Genomic DNA, 24,192 nt, shown 5'->3' with positions numbered 1-24,192 from the left:
CGGACACCGGAGACCTGTTGCTCGCCGAGGACGAGGGCGCCGCCCTCTCCTCGGACGACATGCGGCGATGGCGCGCTCTGCCCGCTCAGCAGCAGCCCGACTGGACCGGTGATCCGGGACTCGCCCCCGCGCGTGACGCTCTCGCGGCACGACCGGCGCTGGTCACCGCCGACGAAGTGGACACGTTGCGCTCCTTGTTGGCCGAGGTCGCGTACGGCCGGTACCACGTGCTCCAGGCCGGAGACTGCGCCGAGGACCCCGCGGAGTGCGCCGCCGGAGCGGTGCTGCGCAAGGCGGGCCTGCTCGACCGGCTGGCCGAGGCGATGGAGGCCCGCTCCGGAGTGCCCGTCCTGCGCGTCGGCCGGATCGCCGGCCAGTTCGCCAAGCCCCGCTCCCGGCCCATGGAACGCTTTGACGGCCGAGTGCCCGTCTACCGCGGGCACTTGGTCAACGCGCCCGAGCCGGACGCCCTGGCCCGGCGACCGGACCCCTCGCGCATGTCGGCGTGCTACGACGCCGCAGCCGCCGCCACAACCACCCTGCGGCTGCGCGGTGGTGGCACCGCGGCGCGGGAGGCCCGTGTCTGGACCAGCCACGAGGCACTCGTCCTCGACTACGAACTGCCCCTCGTGCGCCGCGACATCGACGGTCGGCTGCTGCTCACCTCCACACACTGGCCGTGGATCGGTGAACGCACCCGGCAACCCGATGGGGCGCACGTGCGCCTGCTGGCATCCGTGGATAACCCCGTGTCGTGCAAGGTCGGGCCGTCCTGCACCCCGGACGAGCTGGTGCGCCTGTGCCGGCTGCTGGATCCCGCCCGGGTGCCGGGCAGGCTGACCCTGATCGCCCGGATGGGCGCCGGGGCGTCGGCCGAGCGGCTGCCGGGCCTGGTGTCCGCTGTGAGGGCCGCGGGACACCCGGTGGTCTGGTTGTCGGACCCGATGCACGGCAACACCGTGACCGGGCCGGGAGGGCTGAAGACCCGCCGCGTCGACGAGATCGTGCGGGAGGTCACCCTCTTCCAGGACGCCGTGGCCGCGGCGAAGGGCGTCGTGGGAGGTCTGCACCTGGAGACGACGCCGCAGGCGGTGACCGAGTGCGTGGCGGACGCGTCCGGGCTGGACGAGCCGGCCCCGCCGGCGGGTACGTACACGACGCTCTGCGACCCGCGCCTCAATCCCCGGCAGGCGCTCACCGTGACCTCCGCCTGGCACGGGAGGAGCCGCTGACGCGTCGGGGCACCTGGGGGACGGGAGTCGTACCGCCCGGGGGCTTCGTCGCGCGGGCCCCCGGCGCGGCGGCCCCTCCCCGGGGATCTGTGGCGGTCCCCGGCAGCCGTGACGCGGATCGGTGATCAGCCGACTTGTCGGGCAACGTGCGAATCCCGATCCGGTACGTGTATTCTTCACGCCCCTTCCTGCCGATGTCACCAAAAGACTCCGAGGCCGATCGGATTGATGACAGCGGTCAGGTGGCGTTGTTATGTTCGAAGCCTGCCCTTCTGTTAATGCTCGCCATCACCGATTTCGACCCGAGGAGAGATCGCGGTCCAGCACAAAAGGTGATGGGCCGTCATCCCTGATTCTGCGGCGGGACGGCCGCAGAGCCAACGTATACCTCTTCGGGCTATCTGTTGAATTCCGCTTTCCGCGCGTGCGAAGAGTGTGAGAGAAAGTTGACCGAAAAGACTGAGGGAGACTGATCGGCCTGTGCGAAGAGCAAGAGGAGAAACCCGCATTCAGCCGGGATATCCCCGGTCCGACCGCCGGCCGGACCGCCGCGCAGGCGGACGGACCCCACCGTGAGCCACTTCGGCCCGGACGTCGGCGGCTAACCCCAGGCAACTGCGCCAGACCAGATGGTGTGCACGTCCCGCCGCGGAAGGCGCCAAGCGCCCTCCCCGCTCCGAGAGGTCATGTGACCCCGATGAAGTCGGACAGCCAGGAGCCGCGACAGGCCGGCCCCGTCGACCCGGCGATGCTCCGCCGCGTATGCGGTCACTTCGTGACCGGCGTGACGGTGATCACCAGCGGAAGCGGTGATCAGGCTACCGGGGTCACGGTCAACTCCTTCACCTCCGTCTCCCTGGACCCGCCGCTCGTGCTGATCTGCCTGCACAACGACTCCCGGCTGCGCCCGGTCGTGGAGAGCGCGGGCGCGTACGTCGTCAACTTCCTGTCGGCAGCGCAGGAACCGCTGGCCAGGACGTTCGCCGCCAAGGCGACCGCGTCGCTCCGGGACCTGTCGCACAGCCCCGCCGTGACCGGAACGCCCGTGCTCGACGACGCGCTCGGGTTCCTCGCCTGTCGCGTGGTCAGCCCCTTCGCGTTCGGCGATCACACCATCTTCGTCGGCGAGGTCATGGAGATGGGGCTGCCCGAGCGGTTGGAACAGCCCCTCGTCTTCTTCCGCGGCGCGCTGAGCGCCCTCCAGGCAGTGACGTGAAGACCGCCGCGACCGGCCGTGAGCACACCGAAGCCCTCAACCAGGATTCGTCCACGTACTACTCCGAAGGTGATTGGTGAAGATGACGGACAAGGGACAGCGGGACGCCGAACGCTACGACGTCGCCATCCTGGGTGCGGGCATGGCGGGCGGGACGCTCGCTGCGGTACTCGCCCGGCACGGTGTGAGCGTGCTGGTCATCGACGCGGGCACGCATCCGCGTTTCGCGGTGGGCGAGTCGACCATCCCGTACACCTCGACCATGATCAAGGTAATCGCCGATCGCTACCAGGTGCCCGAGATCGGGTCCCTCGCCAGCTTCCGCGGCATCCAGATGAAGATCTCCCCGATGAGCGGCCGCAAGCAGAACTTCGGGTTCGTATACCACAAGGAGGGCAGAGCACAGGACCCGGAGCAGACCAACCAGTTGAAGATTCCCAGGTGGCACAGTACCGAGAGCCACCTCTTCCGCCAGGACACGGACGCCTACCTCTTCAACGTCGCGGCCGCCTACGGCGCCGACTCGCGTCTGAACACCCGCATCCAGGACATCGAGACCGGACCCGACGGGGTCGTGCTGCGGTCGGACCGGGGGGAGGAGTTCCACGCGGAGTACCTGGTCGACGGCAGCGGATTCCGCTCCCCGGTGGCGGACACGTTCGGCCTGCGCGAGGAGCCCACACGGGCGCGGCACCACTCGCGCAGCCTGTTCACCCACATGGTGGGGGTGAAGCCGTTCGACGACTGCGAGGGGGCCAAGGGGCACGGCCAGCCCAGCGCCTGGCACAACGGCACCCTGCACCATGTGTTCGACGGCGGCTGGCTGTGGGTGATCCCGTTCGACAACCATCCGGGGGCCGTCAGCAACCTGTGCAGCGTGGGGCTGACGCTGGACGAGAGGGTCTTCGTCAAGGACGACCGGTCCCCGCAGGAGGAGTGGGAGGCGTTCCTCGCGAGGTACCCGCAGATCGCGGAGCAGTTCACCGACGCCAGGACGGTCCGCCCCTGGGTCAGCACCCCGCGACTGCAGTACTCCGCCACGCGGACGGTCGGCGAGCGGTACTGCCTGACCGCGCACGCGGCCGGGTTCATCGACGCGCTCTACTCACGCGGCCTGAACAACACCTTCGAAGTCGTCAACGCCCTGGCGTGGCGGCTGATCGAGGCGTCCCGCGACGGCGACTGGTCGACCGAGCGGTTCCAGTACATCGACGAGCTCCAGCAGAGCCTGTTCGAGGTCCACGACGACCTGGTCTACAGCTCCTTCGTGGGATTCCGCGACTACACCCTGTGGAACGCGGTCTGCCAGGTGTGGAAGTCGATCAGCTTCCTGCCGTCGCTGGCCCTGGAGCGGGCCCACCGCCTCCTCCTGGAGACCAAGGACGACGCGCCGCTGCTGGAGCTCGAGAAGTCCGACCCTCCGGGGCTGCCCGCCCCCGTCGGCCGGGACCTCACTCTGCTCCTCACCTTCACGAGGGAGATCTGCGAGCGGGTCGAGGCCGGCGACGTGTCGCCCGAGGACGCAGCCGGACAGATCCTGGCGCGGGTGGGGGACACGGAGGCCATACCGACGCCGCTCGATCTGAGCAACCCCGCCAACCGTTTCTTCGACGCCACGCCCGACGTCATGGAGAAGGTGGTGGCCTGGGGCAGGACCGAGGCGCCTGCGCACATCAGGGCCCTCTTCGGTTAGGGCCGTTCGCCACAAGGCACTGGTCCGTGACCGGTTGGCAGCTTGAATTTCATTCTCGGCAGTTTTCGGGTCCCGATGTCTCACCTTTTGGAGAAGGCCATGGCAGGCACAAGTCCTTCCGGTTTCGGCGGCAGCACCGAGCAGCGCATTCCCACGAGTAGGAGTGAGTTGCTCTCCCTTGTTGCCGCCCTGTTGGACGAGGACCCCTATGGCCTCGATGAGCATGAGAATCTGATCGAGTACGGAATTGACTCGATCGGGGTCATGCGCGTCGTCAGTCTGTGGAACCGTGAAGGGCTCGACATAACCGTCGGTGAATTATTCGCCCATCCGACCGTCGCGGAATGGTGGGACCTGCTCGGTGAGTACACGCCGAGCGGTCCTCCCGAGGACGACGCGGCGGTGGAGGTCGACCCGGGCGCGCCGTTCGAACTGAGCCCGGTCCAGCACGCCTACTGGGTGGGGCGCGGCGACGGCCAGGTGCTCGGCGGCGTGGGCTGCCACATCTACCTGGAGGTCGACGGGGCGGACGTGGACCCGGACGGCCTGGAGCGCGCGGTGTTCGCGCTGGCCGAGCGCCACCCGATGCTGAGGGCGCGCTTCCTGGCGGACGGCACCCAGCAGATCATGCCCAAGGCGGCCTGGACCGGGCTCCACCGCAACGACCTGCGTGACCTCGACGAGCCGGCCGTGCGGCGCGAGCTGACGCGCGTCCGCTCCGAACTGTCGCACCGCCGGCTCGACGTGGAGCTGGGCGAGGTGTTCGACGTACGGCTGTCGATGCTGCCGGGCGGCCGCACCCGCCTGCATGTCGAACTGGATCTGCTGGTGGCCGATGTCCTCAGCTTCAACGTCTTCCTCGACGACCTCGCCGCGTGTTACGCGGGCAGTGCCGCGGACCTGCCGCCGCTGGCCTACAGCTTCCCGCAGTACCGCGCGGACCTGGAGCGCTCGCGCAGCGCGGCCCACGTCCGGGACCGTGAGTACTGGCTGTCCCGCCTGGCCGATCTGCCCCCCGCCCCGCATCTGCCGCTGGCCACCGATCCCTCGCAGATCGAGCGGCCGGTCTTCCGGCGCCTGGAGCACCGGCTGGAGGCCGAGACCTTCGAGCGGCTGACGCAGATGGCGCGGAACAACCAGGTCACCCCCGCCATGGTGCTGGCCACCGCCTACGCCGAAGTCCTGGGTCGCTGGAGCGGTCAGTCGCGGCTGCTGCTGAACCTGCCGCTGTTCGACCGGGTGGCGCTGCACGATGACGTCGCCGGAATGATCGCCGACTTCACCAACCTCGTGCTGCTCGACGTCGACCTGTCCGGCGATTCCTTCCTGGACCGCGTCCGCACGGTGCAGCAACGGTTCCAGAGCGACATCTCCCACAGCGCTTACTCCGCCGTCGAGGTTCTCCGCGACCTCTCACGCCACGGGGACCTGGAGGCACAGACCGCCCCGGTCGTCTTCGCCAGCAACGCCAACGGCGGCGAGTTGCTGAGCGGCCCCTTCCGCCAGGCGTTCGGCGAGCTCGGCTACTCCATCACACAGACTCCGCAGGTCTGGCTCGACCACCAGGTCATGGACATGGACGGCGGTGTCTATCTGAACTGGGATTTTGTGGAGGGGTTGTTTCCTGAGGGTGTGGTGGAGGGGATGTTCGAGGCGTATTGCGGGGTGTTGGAGTGGTTGGTTGAGGGTGATTGGTCGTTGGTGGTGCCGGTGGGGTTGCCGGTGGGTCAGCGGGCGGTGCGTGCTCGGGTGGGGGAGACGGGTGCGGCGGAGAGTGGTCGGTTGTTGCATGAGGGGTTTTTCGAGCGGGCTGGTGTGGAGCCTGATCGGGTTGCTCTGGTGTGGGGTGAGGACGGTGAGTTGTCGTATGGGGAGCTTGCCGGGTGTGCGTTGAGGGTTGCCGGTGGGCTGGTGGCTGGTGGGGTGGTGCCGGGTGATGCGGTGGCGGTGACGGTTCCGAAGGGGCCGGAGCAGGTGGTTGCGATTTTGGGTGTGTTGGCTGCGGGTGGTGTGTATGTGCCGGTGGGGGTGGATCAGCCGGCGGTGCGGCGGGCGTTGATGTTGGGGGCTGCGGATGTGCGGTTTGCTGTGGTGGGTGGGGGTGATGGTGGTGGTTGGCCTGCGGGTGTGCGGGTGTGGGGTTGTGGGGAGCTGGTGGGTTCGGCGGGGTTGTCGGGTCCGGTGGTGCGGGGGGTGTTGGATTCGGCGTATGTGATCTTTACGTCGGGTTCGACGGGGTTGCCGAAGGGTGTGGAGGTGTCGCACCGGGCGGCGGTGAACACGGTCGAGGACATCAATGAGCGGTTCGGTGTGGGTGCGGATGATCGGGTGCTGGCGGTGTCGGCGGCTGATTTTGATCTGTCGGTGTATGACATGTTCGGGTTGTTGGCGGTGGGTGGTGCGTTGGTCCTGGTGGAGGAGGGGGACCGGCGTGAGGCGCAGCGGTGGGTGGAGTTGTGCCGTCGTCATGGGGTGACGGTGTGGAACAGTGTGCCGGCGTTGTTCGACATGTATGTGTCGGTGGCGGAGGCGCGTGGGCTTGGGGACCGGTTGCGGTTGGTGCTGGTGTCGGGTGACTGGGTGGGGCTGGATCTGCCGGGTCGTTTCCGGGCTCGATGTCCTGGGGGTCGGTTCGTCGCGTTGGGTGGTGCGACGGAGGCGGCGATCTGGTCGAACGCGCTGGTGGTGGACCGGGTGCCGGAGGAGTGGCGTTCGGTTCCTTATGGGTTCGCGTTGCGGAATCAGCGGTATCGGGTGGTGGACCGGGTGGGCCGGGACTGTCCGGAGTGGGTGCCCGGTGAGTTGTGGATCGGCGGGGTGGGGGTTGCTGAGGGGTATCGGGGTGATCCGGTCAAGTCGGCGGAGAGGTTTGTTGGTTGGGAGGGTGAGCGGTGGTATCGGACGGGTGATCTGGGGCGGTTCTGGTCGGACGGGACGCTGGAGTTCTTAGGCCGGGCCGATCACCAGGTGAAGGTGCGTGGTTTCCGGATCGAGCTGGGTGAGATCGAGTCCGTCCTCGAGGCCCATCCGCATATCGGCCGGGCCGTGGTCGCCACCGTTGGTGAGGGCGCTCAGAAGAAGATCGTCGCCACACTCGTCCCCCACCACGAAGGTGCGGAAGTCGACATCGAAGCGGTGAACGACTGGACCGGCTACCGGCTGCCCCGCCACATGATGCCGGAGCGCCTGGTGGTCGCCGCCAACCTCCCGCTGACGGCGAACGGCAAGGTGGACCGCGCGAAGGTGGTCGCCGAGCTCACCGAACTCACCGAGCACGAGGCCGCCGCCGAAACCGAAGCCGAACCTCCTCGCGGAGAGATGGAGGAGGCCGTCGCCCGGCTCTGGGCCAAGCTGCTCTCCCTGGAGCAGGTGCACCGCACGGACAACTTCTTCCACTGCGGCGGCGACAGCCTCATCGGCACCCGGATGATCGCCGGCCTGATGTCCGAGGGCATCGCCGGGGCGGAACTGCGGCTGCTGTTCGCCCACCCCGTGCTGGCCGACTTCGCCGCGCTGCTCCGGTCCGACGATGCCGGCCCGGACGTCGTACCGTTCGTCACCGATGAGGCGGCCAGGTTCGAGCCGTTCCCTGCCACCGACGTACAGCGCGCGTACTGGTTCGGACGCCGCCCCGAGTTCACCCTCGGCGGTGTCGGCTGCCACTTCTACACCGAGTTCGACGGCACCGACGTCGACCTCGACCGGTTGGAGAACGCCTGGAACGTGCTCATCGGCCGGCACGACATTCTCCGCGCGGTCTTCGACGACCAGGGCATGCAGCGGGTGCAGCAGTCCGTGTCCCGCTTCACCATCCATGTCGATGACGCGGCGGGCTATGGCGAACAGGAGCTGGAGCAGATGCGCGACACCATGTCGCATCGGGTCTTCGACCCCACCGCGTGGCCGCTGTTCGACGTACGCGCGGTGCGCCACGGGCAGCGGACCCGCATCGGCGTGGGCCTGGACAACCTGATCCTCGACGCGCTCAGCGTGCTGATCCTCATGACGGAACTCGAACAGCTCTACCAGGACCCGGAGGCGACGCTCCGACCGGTCGACGTGTCCTTCCGCGACTACCAGCTCAACGCGCAGCCCCCGCAGGCGGAGGTCGAGGCGGCCCGCGAGTACTGGCTGTCCCGGCTGGACGACCTGCCGCCCGCCCCGCAACTGCCGCTGGCCACCGATCCCTCGCAGATCGAGCGGCCCCGGTTCGAGCGCAACGACAAGTGGCTGAACGCCGAGCAGTGGGCGCGCATCACCGAGCGGGCGCGTTCGTACGAACTGACGCCGTCGGCCCTGCTGCTGGCCTGCTACGCGGAGGTCCTCGGCGCCTGGAGCACGCGCCCCGACATGACCCTGGTGCTGACCACCTTCCAGCGCCGCGAGCTGCATCCCGACATCAACAACATCCTCGGCGACTTCACCTCGCTGCTGCTGGTCGCCTACCGGCCCGAGCCCGACGCCGGACTGCTGGAGCGGGCCCGCGCGCTGCAGGCCCAGATGTGGCAGGACCTCGACCACCAGGCCGTCCCCGCCACCTGGGTGCTGCGGGAGATGGCGCGCCGCGCCGGCGCGGCGGAGGTCAGCATGCCGCTGGTCTTCACCAGCGCCCTGGGCATCGTCGAGGACCTGCCTGTCCTGGAGACCGAGAAGCACGCGGAGATCTGCTGGGGGATCTCCCAGACTCCGCAGGTCTGGCTTGACCACCAGGTCCGTGAACATCCTGACGGTGTCTATCTGAACTGGGATTTTGTGGAGGGGTTGTTTCCTGAGGGTGTGGTGGAGGGGATGTTCGAGGCGTATTGCGGGGTGTTGGAGTGGTTGGTTGAGGGTGATTGGTCGTTGGTGGTGCCGGTGGGGTTGCCGGTGGGTCAGCGGGCGGTGCGTGCTCGGGTGGGGGAGACGGGTGCGGCGGAGAGTGGTCGGTTGTTGCATGAGGGGTTTTTCGAGCGGGCTGGTGTGGAGCCTGATCGGGTTGCTCTGGTGTGGGGTGAGGACGGTGAGTTGTCGTATGGGGAGCTTGCCGGGTGTGCGTTGAGGGTTGCCGGTGGGCTGGTGGCTGGTGGGGTGGTGCCGGGTGATGCGGTGGCGGTGACGGTTCCGAAGGGGCCGGAGCAGGTGGTTGCGATTTTGGGTGTGTTGGCTGCGGGTGGTGTGTATGTGCCGGTGGGGGTGGATCAGCCGGCGGTGCGGCGGGCGTTGATGTTGGGGGCTGCGGATGTGCGGTTTGCTGTGGTGGGTGGGGGTGATGGTGGTGGTTGGCCTGCGGGTGTGCGGGTGTGGGGTTGTGGGGAGCTGGTGGGTTCGGCGGGGTTGTCGGGTCCGGTGGTGCGGGGGGTGTTGGATTCGGCGTATGTGATCTTTACGTCGGGTTCGACGGGGTTGCCGAAGGGTGTGGAGGTGTCGCACCGGGCGGCGGTGAACACGGTCGAGGACATCAATGAGCGGTTCGGTGTGGGTGCGGATGATCGGGTGCTGGCGGTGTCGGCGGCTGATTTTGATCTGTCGGTGTATGACATGTTCGGGTTGTTGGCGGTGGGTGGTGCGTTGGTCCTGGTGGAGGAGGGGGACCGGCGTGAGGCGCAGCGGTGGGTGGAGTTGTGCCGTCGTCATGGGGTGACGGTGTGGAACAGTGTGCCGGCGTTGTTCGACATGTATGTGTCGGTGGCGGAGGCGCGTGGGCTTGGGGACCGGTTGCGGTTGGTGCTGGTGTCGGGTGACTGGGTGGGGCTGGATCTGCCGGGTCGTTTCCGGGCTCGATGTCCTGGGGGTCGGTTCGTCGCGTTGGGTGGTGCGACGGAGGCGGCGATCTGGTCGAACGCGCTGGTGGTGGACCGGGTGCCGGAGGAGTGGCGTTCGGTTCCTTATGGGTTCGCGTTGCGGAATCAGCGGTATCGGGTGGTGGACCGGGTGGGCCGGGACTGTCCGGAGTGGGTGCCCGGTGAGTTGTGGATCGGCGGGGTGGGGGTTGCTGAGGGGTATCGGGGTGATCCGGTCAAGTCGGCGGAGAGGTTTGTTGGTTGGGAGGGTGAGCGGTGGTATCGGACGGGTGATCTGGGGCGGTTCTGGTCGGACGGGACGCTGGAGTTCTTAGGCCGGGCCGATCACCAGGTGAAGGTGCGTGGTTTCCGGATCGAGCTGGGTGAGATCGAGTCCGTCCTCGAGGCCCATCCGCATATCGGCCGGGCCGTGGTCGCCACCGTTGGTGAGGGCGCTCAGAAGAAGATCGTCGCCACACTCGTCCCCCACCACGAAGGAGGAACGAATACGTCGACCGCCCCGGCGGCCCCGCCACCTAGGGTGGAATTCATCACCGGGGCCGGCACCGACTCCGCGGAAGTGGAAGCGGCCCTGATCGAGTCCTGGATGGCGGGTGTCATCAGGGCGGGCATCACCGACAGCCCCGCCACCCTCGACCAGGTGGCCAGCACCCTAGACGTCACCGAGAGCATGCGGAGCGCGCTGCGGCTCTGGCTGGACTGGCTCGTCGAGCGCGACGTGCTGGCCGGCGAGGGTGACGCGTACACCGGCGGGAAGCGCTGGCGGACCGTCCTTGAACCGGACACCTGGCAGACCAACCTGGGCCTGGCCACCGACGTCGTACGGACCATCGCCGACCGCCTGACCGAGATGACCGGGGACCTCGTCTCCGTCCTGCGTGGCGAACGCGACCCGCTGATCCTGGTCGAGGATCCGGTGCTGTCGCCGGAGGCGACCGTCACGAACCGGCCGGACACCGAGAGCGCGCTGCGCGGCGCGGCGAACACCGTCAACGCCCTCGCGGCAGAACTCGGACGTCCCGTACGGGTCGCCGAGTTGGGCGCCCGCTCGGGCGCCGCCGCCGCACTGCTGCTGCGTACCGTCGCACCCGGCGACATCGAGCTCACCCTGTTCGACGAGGCGCAGCGGCTGCTCGACGCGGCAGCGGAACGCCTCGCCGGCCTCCCGCACGACACGGCCTACCGTGTAGTACGCGACGGAGTGCTGCCGTCCGAGTCCCGGCACACGTTCGACGTCGTACTGGCGAACAACTCGCTGCACCGGTACGCCGATCCGGTTGCCGGCACGGACGCGGCACGCCAACTGCTGGTACCCGGAGGCCTCCTGATCGGCGTGGAGTACTCGGAGATGGCCCCCATCGGTCTGTTGACCGCCGGCCTCATCGAGCACGGGTTCGCCTCCCCGACCGAAGAGCGGGCACGCACCGGTGGCCCACTGCTCGACAAGTCGCAATGGGCGGACGTCCTCCACAAGGGCGGGCTGCGTGACGCCACCCTCACCGAGCGGGACGACACCTCGCTCATGCTCATGGTGGCGCGCACCGCGGCGGACCTGCCGGTGGTCCGGGAGGCCGAGATCCTGACGCTCGCCAGGAGGCAACTGCCCGCGCACATGGTCCCCGAGCGGGTGTTGCTGCTGCCCACCCTGCCGCTCAGCGCCAACGGCAAGGTCGACCGCAACCGGATCGGGGCGCTGTTCTCCGAACAGCCAGACATGGGCGACGGCGGTGAAGCGCCGCGAACCCCGATGGAGGAGACGGTTGCGCGGATGTGGGAGGAGTTGCTGCAGACCTCCGAGATCGGAAGGGCACACAACTTCTTCGCCCTCGGCGGTGACAGCCTCACCGCCACGAACTTCGCCGAGGCCATCCGTGCCCGGTTCGGTGTGGAGCTGATGCTCCGGCAGATGTTCCAGGCGCCGACACTCGAAGCGGTCGCCGCGTCGATCGACGCGAACCTGGCAGAGGTCGGGGCGACTGACGATTCGATGGAGGACGGGGTCCTGTGAGCGCCGAACATCTCATCGCCGAGCTGTCCGCGGCCGGAGTACAGCTATGGGAGGACGCGGGCCAGCTTCGCTACCGGGCCCCGAAGGGCACCCTGACGCCCGACCGCATCGCCCGGCTGCGTGCGGCGAAGGAGGACGTGCTCGCCGCGCTCCGCAGCGACCTGCTGCCCACCATCGTCCCGGACCCGGAGAACCGCTTCGAGCCGTTCCCGCTGACCGACGTGCAGGCGGCGTACCTGGTGGGCCGCCAGCAGGGGTACGCGTACGGCGGCGTCGCCTGCCATCTCTACATGGAGATCGAACACTCCTCCCTGGACCCCGTCCGGCTGGAGCAGGGGTGGAACCGCCTCATCGAACACCACGACATGCTGCGGCTGGTGGTCCACCAGGAGGGCTACCAGCAGGTGCTGCCCACGGTGCCGCGCTACCGGATTCCGGTCGTCGACCTCCGCGGCGAGAGCGCCGGGTCGGTCGAGGCGCGGCTCAGCAAGGAGCGTGACGAACTCGGGAACAAGGTCCACCCGACCGGCGAGTGGCCGCTGTTCGAGCTCCGCGTCACCCAGACTCCGGACCGGGCGATCCTCCACCTGTCGCTGGACTTCCTGATGGCGGACTGGACGAGCATCCAGCGCCTCCTCGGCCAGCTTGACCGGTTGCAGGCGGACCCGCGGTACGTGCTTCCGCCGTGCGAGATCACCTACCGGGACTACGTACTCGCCGAGCGGGCACTCCTCGAGTCCCCGCGCTACCGCCGGGACCGCGACTACTGGCTGGAGCGTATCGACGACCTCCCGCCCGCCCCCGAACTGCCCGCAACGACCAAGCTCGACGCCGAGCCGACCTTCAGCCGCCACGACGGCGCGCTCGCCGCCCCGAGCTGGGCCTCGTTCCGGGAACGCGCCGGGACCGCCGGACTTACCGCGTCGGGCGCCGTCATGGCCGCCTTCGCGGATGTCGTCGGGCGGTTCAGCAGGCGGCCGGAGTGCACCCTGAACCTGACCCTGCACAACCGGCTGCCGCTGCACCCCCAGATGGAGGCGCTGTTCGGCGACTTCACCTCCGTCACGCTGCTGGCCGTCCGGCCGGGCCACGGTGAGTCGTTCGCCGAGCGCGCACGAGGGCTCGGCCGGCGGCTGTTCGACGACATGGACCACCGCCTCTACTCCGGAATCGAGATCATCCGTGAGCTGGTACGTCGGCGTAGCCGTGACGAGGCCGTCATGCCGGTCGTGTACACCAGCGCCATCCGAGGAGCCGGGGACGAGGAGGCGGCCGGCGAGGTCGGGTTCAGCATCACCCAGACCCCCCAGGTATGGATCGACTGCCAGGTGATGGAACGCAACGGCGAGCTGCTGCTGAACTGGAACGTCCGCGACGAGGTCTTCCCGCCCGGTCTGGTGGAGGCGATGTTCGAAGCCTTCGAAGGGCTGCTCGGGCGACTGGCGAGCGGGTCGGCGGCCTGGGACGACGCCGCCCCCGTACCCCTGCCCGTGGGACAGGCCGCCCGGCGCGCCGAGGTGAACGCGACCGCCGGCGAGCTGCCGTCGGTGCTCCTGCACGAGCCGGTGTTCGACACCGCCCGGCGGCACCCGGACCGGACGGCCGTCATCGACGCCGAGGGTGCGCACACCTACCGCGCGCTCGCCGGCCGCGCGACCGCTGTCGAGGCGGCGCTGCGCGCGGCGGGTGCGGCGCCGGGCGACATTGCGGCCGTCGCCCTGGACAAGGGCGTCGACCAGATCGCGGCGGTGCTCGGCATCCTCGCCGCCGGCGGCGTGTACCTGCCGATCGACATGGGGCAGCCGGCCGCGCGGCGCGACGTCATCCTCCGGGACTCCGGGGCACGGTTCATCGTCTCCGCCGAAGTCGACGCCACCGTGCCGCGAGAGGTGCGGGCCATCGCGCTCGACGCGCTGCCCGCCGACGCGGGTCTCCCTGACACCCACGAGTGCCGGGTCGCGTCCGACGACGTCGCTTACGTCATCTACACCTCGGGCTCGACGGGCGTCCCCAAGGGCGTGGTGATCACCCACCGGGCCGCGGCCAACACCATCGCGGACATCGACGACCGCTTCGGGATCGAACCCGCCGACCACGTGCTCGGTCTGGCGAACCTGAGCTTCGACCTGTCGGTGTACGACATCTTCGGTCCGCTCGGCGTCGGCGGCGTCCTGGTGCTGCCCGCACCGGAACGCCGCGGCGACCCCGGCCACTGGGCCGAGCTGATCGAACGCCACGAGATCACCGTGTGGAACTCGGTTCCCGCCCAACTCCAGATGCTCGGGCACTACCTGGACTCGCACCCCGCCCTCCGGACCGGATCCTTGCGCCTCGCCCTGCTGTCCGGCGACTGGATCCCGGTGAACCTCCCCGACGAGATCCGGGCCCGGATACCCGGTATGCGCCTGATCTCGCTGGGCGGCGCCACCGAGGCGTCGATCTGGTCGATCAACTACCCGATCGGCGACGTCGACCCCGGCGCGCCGAGCATCCCGTACGGCTATCCACTGCGCAACCAGACGTTCCACGTCCTCGACCCGCAGCTCAGGGACTGCCCCGAGTGGGTGGCGGGCGAGCTCTACATCGGCGGCGACGGCCTGGCCCAGGGCTACCTCAACGACCCAGGGCGTACCGCCGAACGCTTCCTCACCCACCCGGTGACCGGCCGCAGGCTGTACCGGACCGGCGACCTCGGCCGCTATCTGCCCACCGGGGCCATCGAGTTCCTCGGCCGCGAGGACCACCAGGTCAAGATCCGCGGGCACCGCGTGGAGCTCGCGGAAGTGGAAGCGGCTCTGCTGAGCCACCCGGCCGTACGCGCCGCGGTGGTCCTGGTGGACGGCGCGGACGCGCTGCGACGCCGACTCGTCGCGTTCGTCGAACGCGACACCGCAGGACCGGACGCCGGAGAACCGCAGATCGAGGACCATCTGCGCACCCTGCTGCCGGAGTACATGTGCCCGGCGGTCGTTCGTACATTGCCGAGGCTCCCGGTCACGGAGAACGGCAAGATCGACCGCCGCGCGCTGACAGCCGAACTGACCGAGATCGCCGGCAGCGCCCCGGCGCCCGGCGGTGAACCGCCCCGCGAGGGCCTGGAGACCGTACTGGCCGCATTGTGGGCCGAGCTCCTCCACATCGAGCGGGTCGGGCGCGACGACGACTTCTTCGCCCTCGGCGGCAACTCGCTGCTGTCGACGCAGCTCGTCGCCCAACTGCGGGCCCGCGTGCCGCAGGCGGCGGGCATGTTCTTCGACACCTTGGTACGCCAACTGCTGCCCGCGCCGACCGTCGCCGCGATGGCCGAGTTCCTGGAGTCCCAGGCCGAGGCGCCGCCCGAGACCGGCGCCGAGCGAACGGTCTCCCCGCTCCGGCGGATCGGCACAGGTGAGAGGGAACCCGCCGTCCTGCTGGTGCACGACGGCACCGGCGAACTCGACCGGTACAGCGAGCTGTCCGGCCTGCTCGATCCCGGGCGCAAGGTGTACGGATTGTCCGCGGGGCACGCCGAGGGCTATGTGCGGACCCCGGACGAGGCGCTGATCCCGCGCCGGGCCACCGGATACGCGCGCCTGGTGCGCGCCGAGAACCCGGCCGCCGTCACGGTCGTCGGCGCCGGCGTTGCGGCCGTCCTCGCGCTGGAGGTCGCACGAGCCCTGCGCGACCAGGGAGCCGAGGTCGGCGAGGTGGTGCTGGTCGACGGCTACCGGGTCGACGAGGAGGTGACCGACGACCTGTGGCTGGAGAGTCTCCTCGCGGCCGAACTCGGTCTTGACTCCGAAGAGTTGGGACACACGCCGGGTGAACCGGTGCCGGACGGTCACCCGCTGCGCTCGCGGGGAGTGTCCGAGCGGCTGGAAGCGGTGGGCCTGGCCGCCGGGCTGCGTTCGCGGACGCCGATCGGCACCCGGCTCGATCTCTTCCACAAGACGGTGCGGGCACTGCGCGCGCACGATCCGCAGCCGTACGCCGGCCCGGTGCGGCTGATCGACTCCGGATCGGTGCCGGAGCCGCTCGGAAAGGCGCTGACCGCGGAGCTGAGTGGTGCCGGCTGCGCCGACCTCACGACGGTCCGGCCGCAGGACCGCTCGGCGATGGCGGCTCTGGCCGTGCTGCTGGAAGGGCGGGACCGGTGAACCGGACGCCGCGCATCGGACTGCTCGGCGGCGCCGGCGCCGTCGGCCGGGAGGTCGCCGCGAGGCTCCGCGCCCGGGGCGCCGGAGAAGTGCTGATCGGCGGCCGCGACCTGGCGTCGGCCGAGGCCGTGGTCGCCGGGGTGCTCCAGGGCGAAGGCCACGCCGTCGAGGCCGACGCCGACGACCCGGCCTCGCTGCGGGACTTCTGCGCCGCATCCGACACCGTGGTGAACTGCGCCGGCCCGTCCCGGCTGCTCATGGACCGGGTCGCGGTGGCGGCTGTCCGGGGCGGCGCGCGGTACGTGGACGTCGGAGGCGACGACCCCGTGTACGAGCAGATGACCCGGTCCGCGCCACCCGGGACGGGCACCGTGGTTCTCTCCGCCGGGATGATCCCTGGGTTGACCGGGCTGCTTCCGCGCTATCTCGCGGGTCTGGGGTTCACCCGGGTGGACCGTCTCACCATGTACCACGGTGTCCGGGACCGGATCGGCCGCGCCGGCGCTTACGACTTCGTCGCGGGCATCGCCGAAGGCGGCGACGAGTCCTTCGCGGCCTGGCGCTCCGGCGGTCCGCGACCGGGGGCGGCGCGACGCGCCGAACTGGTGCTGCCGGGCTTCACCGACGTGGTGACGGTGCACCCCTATCTGTCGCCGGAGGCCCGCCGGACCGCCGAGCTGCTCGGCTTGCGCGACGGCGACTGGCACACCGTGCTGTTCGAAGGACAGACGTCGGCCGTGCTCGGCGGCCTGCCCGGACTCGCGAAGGACGGACTCACGGAGGACGGGCTGCGGGCGGCGGCCGAACGGCTCAGCCGCGCGGCTGAGTTCGACCTCCTCGGCCGGACCCCGCAGGTCGCCCTCCTCTTCGGCCTCGACGGGCACGGAGAGGGCGGGGCGATGACCCGCTCCCTGGTCCTGCGGGCCACCGGCGCCGCCGAACTGGTCGCCGCGGCCACCGCCGTGACCGTCGACGAGGCTGTCCGCGGCCACCTCCCGGCGGGAGTGCACTTCGCCGCCGACGTACTGGACCCGGCACGCGCGGGCGCGGCCCTGGCCGAAGACCCCGGCGTCCTGCAACTGAGCGTCCACGACGGGCCGTTGGAACAAATTGTCGCGCATGACGAAGGAGCGATATGAGCAACACGGATCTGACGGCACGGCAGGGCCGGGCGGTCGGCTACGACGCCTGCTACCGCGTCTACCGCCCCAGGCCGGCGGCGCGGCTGCGACTGGTCTGCTTCCCACACGCCGGAGGCAGCGCCAGCTTCTACCAGCGGTGGGTGCGGCACATGCCGGACTGGGTCGAACTCGTCATCGCCCGGTACCCGGACCGGGAGGACCGCCTCGGCGAGGAGCTGCCGGACACTCTCGAACTGCTGGCGGAGCAGCTCGCCGCAGCGCTGGCGCCGGCGATTGACCGGCCCACGGTCATCCTCGGGCACAGCATGGGCGCGGCGGTCGCCTACGAGGTGACGCGCCGGCTGGAGCGGCGCGGCAGGAGCCTCGCCCGGCTGATCGTCTCCGCGCACCCGGCTCCCCACCGGCAACGGCCGAACGCGGTGCACCGGATGGACGACGAGGGGCTGATCGCCGACGTGGTCGGCCTGAATCCTGAATCGGCCGCCAGGTTCGAGGATCCGGGCCTCCGTCAGCTAGTGCTGCCCACCATCCGCAACGACTACCGGCTGATCGAGATGTACCGCCCGCCCGCGCCCCGGCCGGTGCACACCCCGATCGCGGCGGTGATCAACCTCGACGACCGCGAAGTGAGCGCGGACGAGGCCCGCGGCTGGAGCGAATGCACCAGGGCCGATTTCGAGCTGCACCGGATGCCGGGCGGCCACTTCTACCTGGTCGACGACGACCGGGAGTTCGTGCGCTGGCTCGTGACCGCGCTGCGCGCCGACCCGCCCACCTGGCCTTCGACCCCTTGAGGAGGATCGACGATGAATGCACCGGTGAGTGAAGCGCTGCGGCAGCGCGAGTTCACGCCGTGGCCCGAGGAGCTGGCCGCACGGTACCGTGCCGAGGGGGTGTGGAGCGGCCTCACACTCGGCCGGGTGCTGCGCGACTCCGCGGCCCGGCACGGCGATCGTACAGCGCTGATCGACGGCGCGAGGACCTGGACCTACGCCGAGCTCGACGGTGAGGCCGACCGGCTCGCGGCGGGGCTGCACAAGGAAGGGGTGGCAGCCGCAGGGGACCGTGTGCTCGTCCAGATGCCCAACACGGCCGCGTTCGTGCTCGTCTGCTTCGCCCTGTTCAGGATCGGCGCGGTGCCCGTCCTGGCCCAGCCGGCGCATCGCGATCACGAGATCACGCAGTTGAGCCGGCAGAGCTCGGCCGTGGCGATGATCATCCCCGGCCGGCGCTCGGGGTTTGACTACCGGGAGATGGCCGAGCGGGTCCAAGGCCGGTGCCCGAGCCTGCGCAGGATCGTCGTGGACGGCGATCCCAGGCGCCACAGCGCCCTGTCCGCATTGTTCGCCGATCCGGTCCCGCTGCCGGAACCCGATCCCGGCTCCATCGCCGTACTCCAGTTGTCGGGCGGGACGACCGCGGTTCCGAAGCTGATCCCGCGTACGCACGACGACTACCTTTACAACGCACGGGCGAGCGTCCGGGCCTGCCCGCTCGGCACCGACGACGTGTATTTGTGCGTGCTGCCCGCCGCGCACAACTTCCCGCTCTGCGCCCCGGGACTGCTCGGCGCGCTGGACAGCGGGGCGACCGTGGTCCTGGCCCAGGGCCCGAGCGACGGCGAGGTCTTTCCCCTGATCGAGCGGCACCGGGTGACCGTCACCGCGGTCGTCCCGCCGATCGCGCTGCTGTGGTTGGAGGCAGCCAAGGACACCCGGCACGACCTGCGCAGCCTGCGGGTCCTCCAGGTGGGCGGCGCCCGGCTCGGACCGGCCGCCGCGGCCAGGGTCGGACCGGTGCTCGGCTGCCGGCTCCAGCAGGTGTTCGGCATGGCCGAGGGCCTGATCTGCTACACCCGGCTCGACGACCCGGACGAACTCGTGCGGACGACGCAGGGCGTCCCGATGTCGTCGGCCGACGAGGTCGCGGTGGTGGACGACGAGGACCGGGCCGTACCGGACGGCGAGCCCGGACATCTGCTCACCCGGGGGCCGTACACGATCCGCGGCTACTTCCGCGCGGACGAGCACAACCAGCGTGCCTTCACGGCCGAGGGCTTCTACCGGACCGGCGACATCGTGCGCCGCCTCCCGTCCGGGCACCTCGTCGTGGTCGACCGGGCCAAGGACCTCGTCAACCGCGGCGGTGACAAGGTCGCGGCCGACGAGATCGAGGACATGCTGGGAACCCACCCGGGCGTGCACGACGTGGCCGTCGTCGCCGAACCCGACGACGCGCTGGGCGAGCGGATCTGCGCGTTCGTCATCACGCACGAGGACGGGCTGAAGAGCCGTGTACTCAAGAAGCACCTGCGCGAGCACGGCCTGGCCGCCTACAAGACCCCGGACCGGTTCGTCTTCGTGGACGCCATGCCGTTGACCTCCGTTGGCAAGATCGACAAGAAGGTGCTGCGGGCGCGTGCCGCACGGCTGGCGGCCGAGGAAGGGCGCACATCATGACGTACGAGGACGCATCCGGACTGCTCTCGGTCCGAGGGAAGTCCGCGCTGGTGACCGGGGCGGCGAAGGGCGTCGGCGCCCTGATCGCGCAGGCGCTCGTCGAAGCGGGCGCGACGGTGTACCTGACCTCCCGGGACACGGCTGCCGCCGAGAAGACGGCCGCCCGGCTCTCGTTGCTGGGGGACTGTGTTCCGCTCCGCGGCGACCTCGCCACGGAGGAGGATTGCCGCGTGCTCGCGGACCAGGTCGCTTCACACGTCGACCGGCTGCACCTGCTGGTGAACAACGCGGCCGCCCTGCACACGGCCCCGCTGGACGACTTCGACGACGCGGCGTGGGACACGGCGCTCCAGGTGAACCTCAAGGCCGTGTTCCACCTGGTCAGATTCCTCCGGCCGCTGCTGGAGTCGGCCGCGGTCGCCGGTGACCCGGCCCGCGTCGTGAACATTGGTTCCGTCGACGGGCTCCACGTGCCGTCCGCCGAGATCTACTCGTACGCGGCGAGCAAGGCGGCCATGCACCACCTGACCGGGCATCTGGCCGGCCGGCTCGCTCCGCGCATCGCGGTCAACGCCATCGCGCTCGGACCCTTCGAGTCGGACATGCTGCAGGAGTCGCTGGCGACCGAGATCGGGCTGACCTCTCCCATGCGCCGGCCAGGTGGTCTGGACGACCTCGCGGGCATCGTCCGGTTCCTGGGCTCGCGCGGTTCGGCGTATCTGACCGGCACGGTGATTCCCTTCGACGGCGGCCTGTCGATCACCCGGTGAGCGGGAGATCGCAGCGCCAGAACAATAACGGGTCGATCGGCCTGTTTCTTGGTACGTTGGTGTGCGGGCGCAGTGGCCTGTCAGGCCGTGCGCCCGAGCTCCAACTGTTCTGGCGGTCGGCCGGAGCGGGGGTCGGAAGGCGATGGAAGGTGTCTGGGGCATGACGGAAGCGGAGCAGACGCAACCGCAGGAAACGGTCGGCCTGGGAGAGTTACTGCGTCCCGTCAGGTCGCGGCTGACCGCGGCCATCGGCTTGCAGGCCGTGGCGGCGGTGGTCGCCGTGGTGCCGTTCGCCGCGGTGGCGGAACTGGCCAGGGTGCTCCTGGCGAAGGGGCCGGCCGACGACGGCGCGGCGTGGAAGGTCGCCGGTGTGGCGGCCGGCGCGCTGCTGCTGTGGCTGGTGCTGAACACGGCGGCGGGCGCGATCGCCCATGCCGCAGACCTGGATTTCCAGCTCTCGGTACGACGCCGGCTGGTCGACAGGCTCGGCCGGGTGCCCCTGGGATGGTTCACCGACCGGGGAGTGGGCGGCATCGGCAAGGCCGTCCAGCATGACGTGGACACGATGCACCACCTGGTGGCCCACTCCCTGCTGAACCTCACGGCGAGCGTGGTCACCCCGCTCGCGACGCTCGTCTACCTGTTCGTGGTGGACTGGCGGATGGCGTTGATCCTGATGATCCCGCTGGTCATCGGAGTCGGGCTGTTCGTCCGGATGATGATGACGCTGGACGCGCAGAACGCCGCCTACGAGCAGGCCCAGGAGCGCATCGTCTCCAGGGTCATCGAGTTCGTCGAAGGCATCGCCGTGGTCAAGATGTTCGGGCAGGCCCGGCGCGCGCACCAGCAGTACGCGCAGGCCGCCGACGACTTCACGACGTTCTTCATCGCCTGGATCTCAAAGGGGTACCGGGCGACTGCGGCCTCGGCGCTGATCCTCGGGCCGGTCACCATCCTGCTGACCGTGCTGGTCGGCGGCACGGCGCTCATCACCTCCGACTCCCTGGACCCGCTCGACCTGCTGCCGTTCGCCATCCTCGGTCTGAGCGTGGCCGCGCCCCTCCAGGCACTCGACTTCCACGGCCACGACATGGAGATGGCCGGATTGGCGGCCAAACGGGTGGGCACCCTGCTCGCCACGCCGGAACTCGCGATCCCCGACGCGCCGCGGCGCCCGAAGACCGACGCAGGCGTCCGGGCGGAGATGTCCGGTGTCGAGTTCGCCTACGACACGGACCGGCCGGTGCTCAGCGGCATCGACCTGGTGCTCGAACCCGGCAGCGTGACGGCCCTTGTGGGCACGTCGGGTTCGGGCAAGTCGACCCTGGCGAAGCTGCTGCCGCGGTTCTTCGACCCGACCGCCGGCACCGTGACGGTCGGCGGTGTCGACCTGTGTGACATCGCGCCGGACCATCTGTACCGGCTGGTGTCGTTCGTCCTCCAGGACGTACAGCTTCTGGACGCCAGTGTGCGGGACAACATCCGGCTCGCCCGCCCCGACGCCGACGACGAGACGGTGCGCCGCGCCGCTCGGGCGGCGGCCATCGACCGGCGTATCGAGGAACTGCCGCACGGCTACGACTCGATGGTGGGTACGGAAATCCGCTTCTCAGGCGGCGAGGCGCAACGCGTCTCCATCGCCCGGGCGATTCTCGCCGACACCCCGATCGTGGTGCTGGACGAGGCCACCGCCCACGCCGACCCCGAATCGGAGGCGCTGATCCAGGACGCCCTGTCGGAGCTGGCGGTCGGACGCACGGTGCTGGTCGTCGCGCACCGGCTGGCCTCCGTGGTCGGCGTCGACCGCATCGTCGTGCTCGAACAGGGCCGGATGGTCGAGCAGGGCACCCACGAGGAACTGCTCGCCGCGGACGGACGGTACGCGCGGATGTGGCGCCTGCAGGAGCAGGCCGGCGCCGAGGACATTGAGGACCCGGCGGTCCTCGCCGGCGTGACGAAGGAGGAGGGGCGATGATTCGTCGGCTGTTCACCGCACTGGGGCCCAAGCACGACCGTGCGCTGCGCCGGCTGCTCGCCTGGTTCACCGTGGCCGCCGTACTCCAGGGCGTGGCGTTCGTCATGCTCGTCCCCGCCCTGCGCGAACTACTCGGCGACCGGCCGGAGCACGCCTGGCCGTGGGTGATCACCCTCGCGGTGCTGTGGCTCGCCTTCGCGGCGGTGAGCTACCCCGCCACGCTGGCCGGCTACGGCACCGGCGCGGACATGAGCCGCGACCTGCACCACCGCATCGGTGACAAGGTCGCACAGCTCCCGCTGGCCTGGTTCACCCCCGACCGGGTCGGCGGGCTCGGCCGCCTCGCATCGCAGCGGGTGGTCGACATCATGGGCGTACCCGCCCACCTGCTGCACCAGTTGGTCGACACCTTCGTCACCCCCGCCGTGGTGGTGCTGGCGATGTTCCTCTTCGACTGGCGGCTGGCCCTGTCGATGACCGTCGCCGGGGTCGCCGTGGCGCTGGTGTACCGGATCGCGGGCCGCGGCATGGCGGCTGCCGACCAGGCGGCCGACCGCATCCACGCCGACGCCGCCGTACGGATCGTGGAGTTCGCCCGCGCCCAGCCGGTGCTGCGGGCCTTCGGCCGCACGGCGCAGGGGCACGCCGCGCTCGACGACTCGCTGGTCGCGCAGCACTCGGCGGGCCGGAGCATGCTCCGCGCCGGCATGCCCGGTCTCGTCTGGATCGCCGTCATCGCGCAGGCGGCGTTCCTCCTGCTGCTGGCCCTGGGAACCCACCTGGCGCTCGGCGGATCGCTGGGCGCGGCCGAGTTCATCGCGCTGCTCGTGTTGTCGGCCCGGTTCGTCGAGCCCATCATGCTCACCTCCGAACTGGGCGGCGCGATCCGGGTCGCCGAGAACGCGCTGACCGAGATCAATGAGCTGATCGACACCCCGACGCTGCCCGAGCCGGAGACCTCGCGCCGGCCGGACGGCACCGACGTCGAGCTCGACGACGTGCGCTTCGGCTACCACGGCTCCACGGTCCTCGACGGACTGTCGATGCGGGTGCCGCAGGGCCGGATGACGGCACTGGTCGGACCCTCCGGCGCCGGCAAGACGACCGTGATCAGGCTGATCGCACGGTTCTTCGACCCGGACGCGGGCGCGGTGCGGGTCGGCGGCGTAGACGTGCGCGAGATGAAGACCGAGGACCTGACGTCCGTCATCTCGGCGGTCTTCCAGGACGTCTACCTCTTCGACGGAACGATCCTCGAGAACGTGCGTATCGGCAGGCCCGGCGCCACCGACGAGGAGGTCTACGCGGCGGCCCGCACGGCGCGCGTCGACCAGATCACCGACCGCCTGCCGGGCGGCTGGGACGCGCCCGTCGGAGAGGGCGGCAGCCGTCTCTCCGGCGGCGAGCGGCAGCGCATCTCCATCGCGCGCGCCCTGCTCAAGGACACCCCGATCGTGCTGTTCGACGAGGCGACCGCCGCACTGGACGCCGAGAACGAGCACGCCCTGCAGGAGGCCATGGCGGCGCTGGCGCGGGACCGCACCGTACTGGTGATCGCACACCGGCTGCACACCCTGCGCGAGGCGGACCACATCGTGGTGCTCGGCGACGGCCGGGTCGTGGAGGAAGGCGTTCACGACGACCTCATCGCCCGCGACGGCCGGTACGCCCGCTTCTGGCGGGAGCGTCGCCGGGCACAGGGCTGGCACCTCGCCAAGCCCGCGGTGGTGCGCTGACCGGTGGCTCCGTTCAGCCGGACACGGACGGTTCCCCCCACCGTC

The 24,192-nt window shown here is 70.1% G+C and carries 11 protein-coding genes; all 11 read left to right on the top strand.

The window, feature by feature from the left end; all coding sequences use genetic code 11:
* Positions 1-59: 59 nt before the first annotated feature.
* The 11 genes from OG329_RS03325 to OG329_RS03275 all read left to right on the top strand — a co-directional run bounded on the left by OG329_RS03325 (position 60) and on the right by OG329_RS03275 (position 24,147).
* Positions 60-1,232: a 3-deoxy-7-phosphoheptulonate synthase gene (locus OG329_RS03325; protein WP_405801626.1), complete on the top strand. Its 1,173-nt coding sequence runs from the start codon at positions 60-62 to the stop codon at positions 1,230-1,232.
* A 697-nt stretch (positions 1,233-1,929) separates the two neighbouring features.
* The gene (locus OG329_RS03320; protein ID WP_405792643.1) at positions 1,930-2,448 is read left to right on the top strand and encodes a flavin reductase family protein; all 519 of its coding nucleotides are present in this window, start codon (positions 1,930-1,932) and stop codon (positions 2,446-2,448) included.
* An 82-nt stretch (positions 2,449-2,530) separates the two neighbouring features.
* On the top strand, positions 2,531-4,141 hold the full coding sequence (locus OG329_RS03315) for an NAD(P)/FAD-dependent oxidoreductase (RefSeq protein WP_405792642.1): 1,611 nt from the start codon (positions 2,531-2,533) through the stop codon (positions 4,139-4,141).
* Between the two features lie 99 nt (positions 4,142-4,240).
* A complete protein-coding gene (locus OG329_RS03310) occupies positions 4,241-11,929 on the top strand; it encodes an amino acid adenylation domain-containing protein (RefSeq protein WP_405792640.1) in 7,689 nt (2,562 codons plus the stop codon).
* On the top strand, positions 11,926-16,065 hold the full coding sequence (locus tag OG329_RS03305) for an amino acid adenylation domain-containing protein (protein ID WP_405792638.1): 4,140 nt from the start codon (positions 11,926-11,928) through the stop codon (positions 16,063-16,065). Before OG329_RS03310 ends, OG329_RS03305 begins: the two co-directional genes overlap by 4 nt.
* Positions 16,062-17,204, top strand: coding sequence for a saccharopine dehydrogenase NADP-binding domain-containing protein (locus OG329_RS03300; protein ID WP_405792636.1), 1,143 nt, complete (start codon positions 16,062-16,064; stop codon positions 17,202-17,204). Before OG329_RS03305 ends, OG329_RS03300 begins: the two co-directional genes overlap by 4 nt.
* The gene (locus tag OG329_RS03295) at positions 17,201-18,001 is read left to right on the top strand and encodes a thioesterase II family protein (protein WP_405792634.1); all 801 of its coding nucleotides are present in this window, start codon (positions 17,201-17,203) and stop codon (positions 17,999-18,001) included. Before OG329_RS03300 ends, OG329_RS03295 begins: the two co-directional genes overlap by 4 nt.
* Positions 18,002-18,013: 12 nt before the next feature.
* Positions 18,014-19,666: a (2,3-dihydroxybenzoyl)adenylate synthase gene (locus OG329_RS03290; protein WP_405792633.1), complete on the top strand. Its 1,653-nt coding sequence runs from the start codon at positions 18,014-18,016 to the stop codon at positions 19,664-19,666.
* The gene (locus tag OG329_RS03285) at positions 19,663-20,436 is read left to right on the top strand and encodes an SDR family NAD(P)-dependent oxidoreductase (RefSeq protein WP_405792632.1); all 774 of its coding nucleotides are present in this window, start codon (positions 19,663-19,665) and stop codon (positions 20,434-20,436) included. The genes OG329_RS03290 and OG329_RS03285 overlap by 4 nt, the downstream gene beginning before the upstream one ends.
* A gap of 160 nt (positions 20,437-20,596) precedes the next feature.
* Positions 20,597-22,411, top strand: coding sequence for an ABC transporter ATP-binding protein (locus OG329_RS03280; RefSeq protein ID WP_405792630.1), 1,815 nt, complete (start codon positions 20,597-20,599; stop codon positions 22,409-22,411).
* Positions 22,408-24,147 carry an ABC transporter ATP-binding protein gene (locus OG329_RS03275; RefSeq protein ID WP_405792628.1) on the top strand — a complete coding sequence of 580 codons (1,740 nt, stop codon included), beginning with the start codon at positions 22,408-22,410 and terminating at the stop codon, positions 24,145-24,147. Before OG329_RS03280 ends, OG329_RS03275 begins: the two co-directional genes overlap by 4 nt.
* The last annotated feature ends 45 nt before the right edge of the window (positions 24,148-24,192 follow it).

The organism is Streptomyces sp. NBC_01506 (assembly GCF_045040295.1).
Classification (GTDB): Bacteria; Actinomycetota; Actinomycetes; order Streptomycetales; family Streptomycetaceae; genus Streptomyces.
The sequence above is the reverse complement of the archived record's forward strand: the minus strand, read 5'-3'. Positions and strand labels throughout refer to the sequence as shown.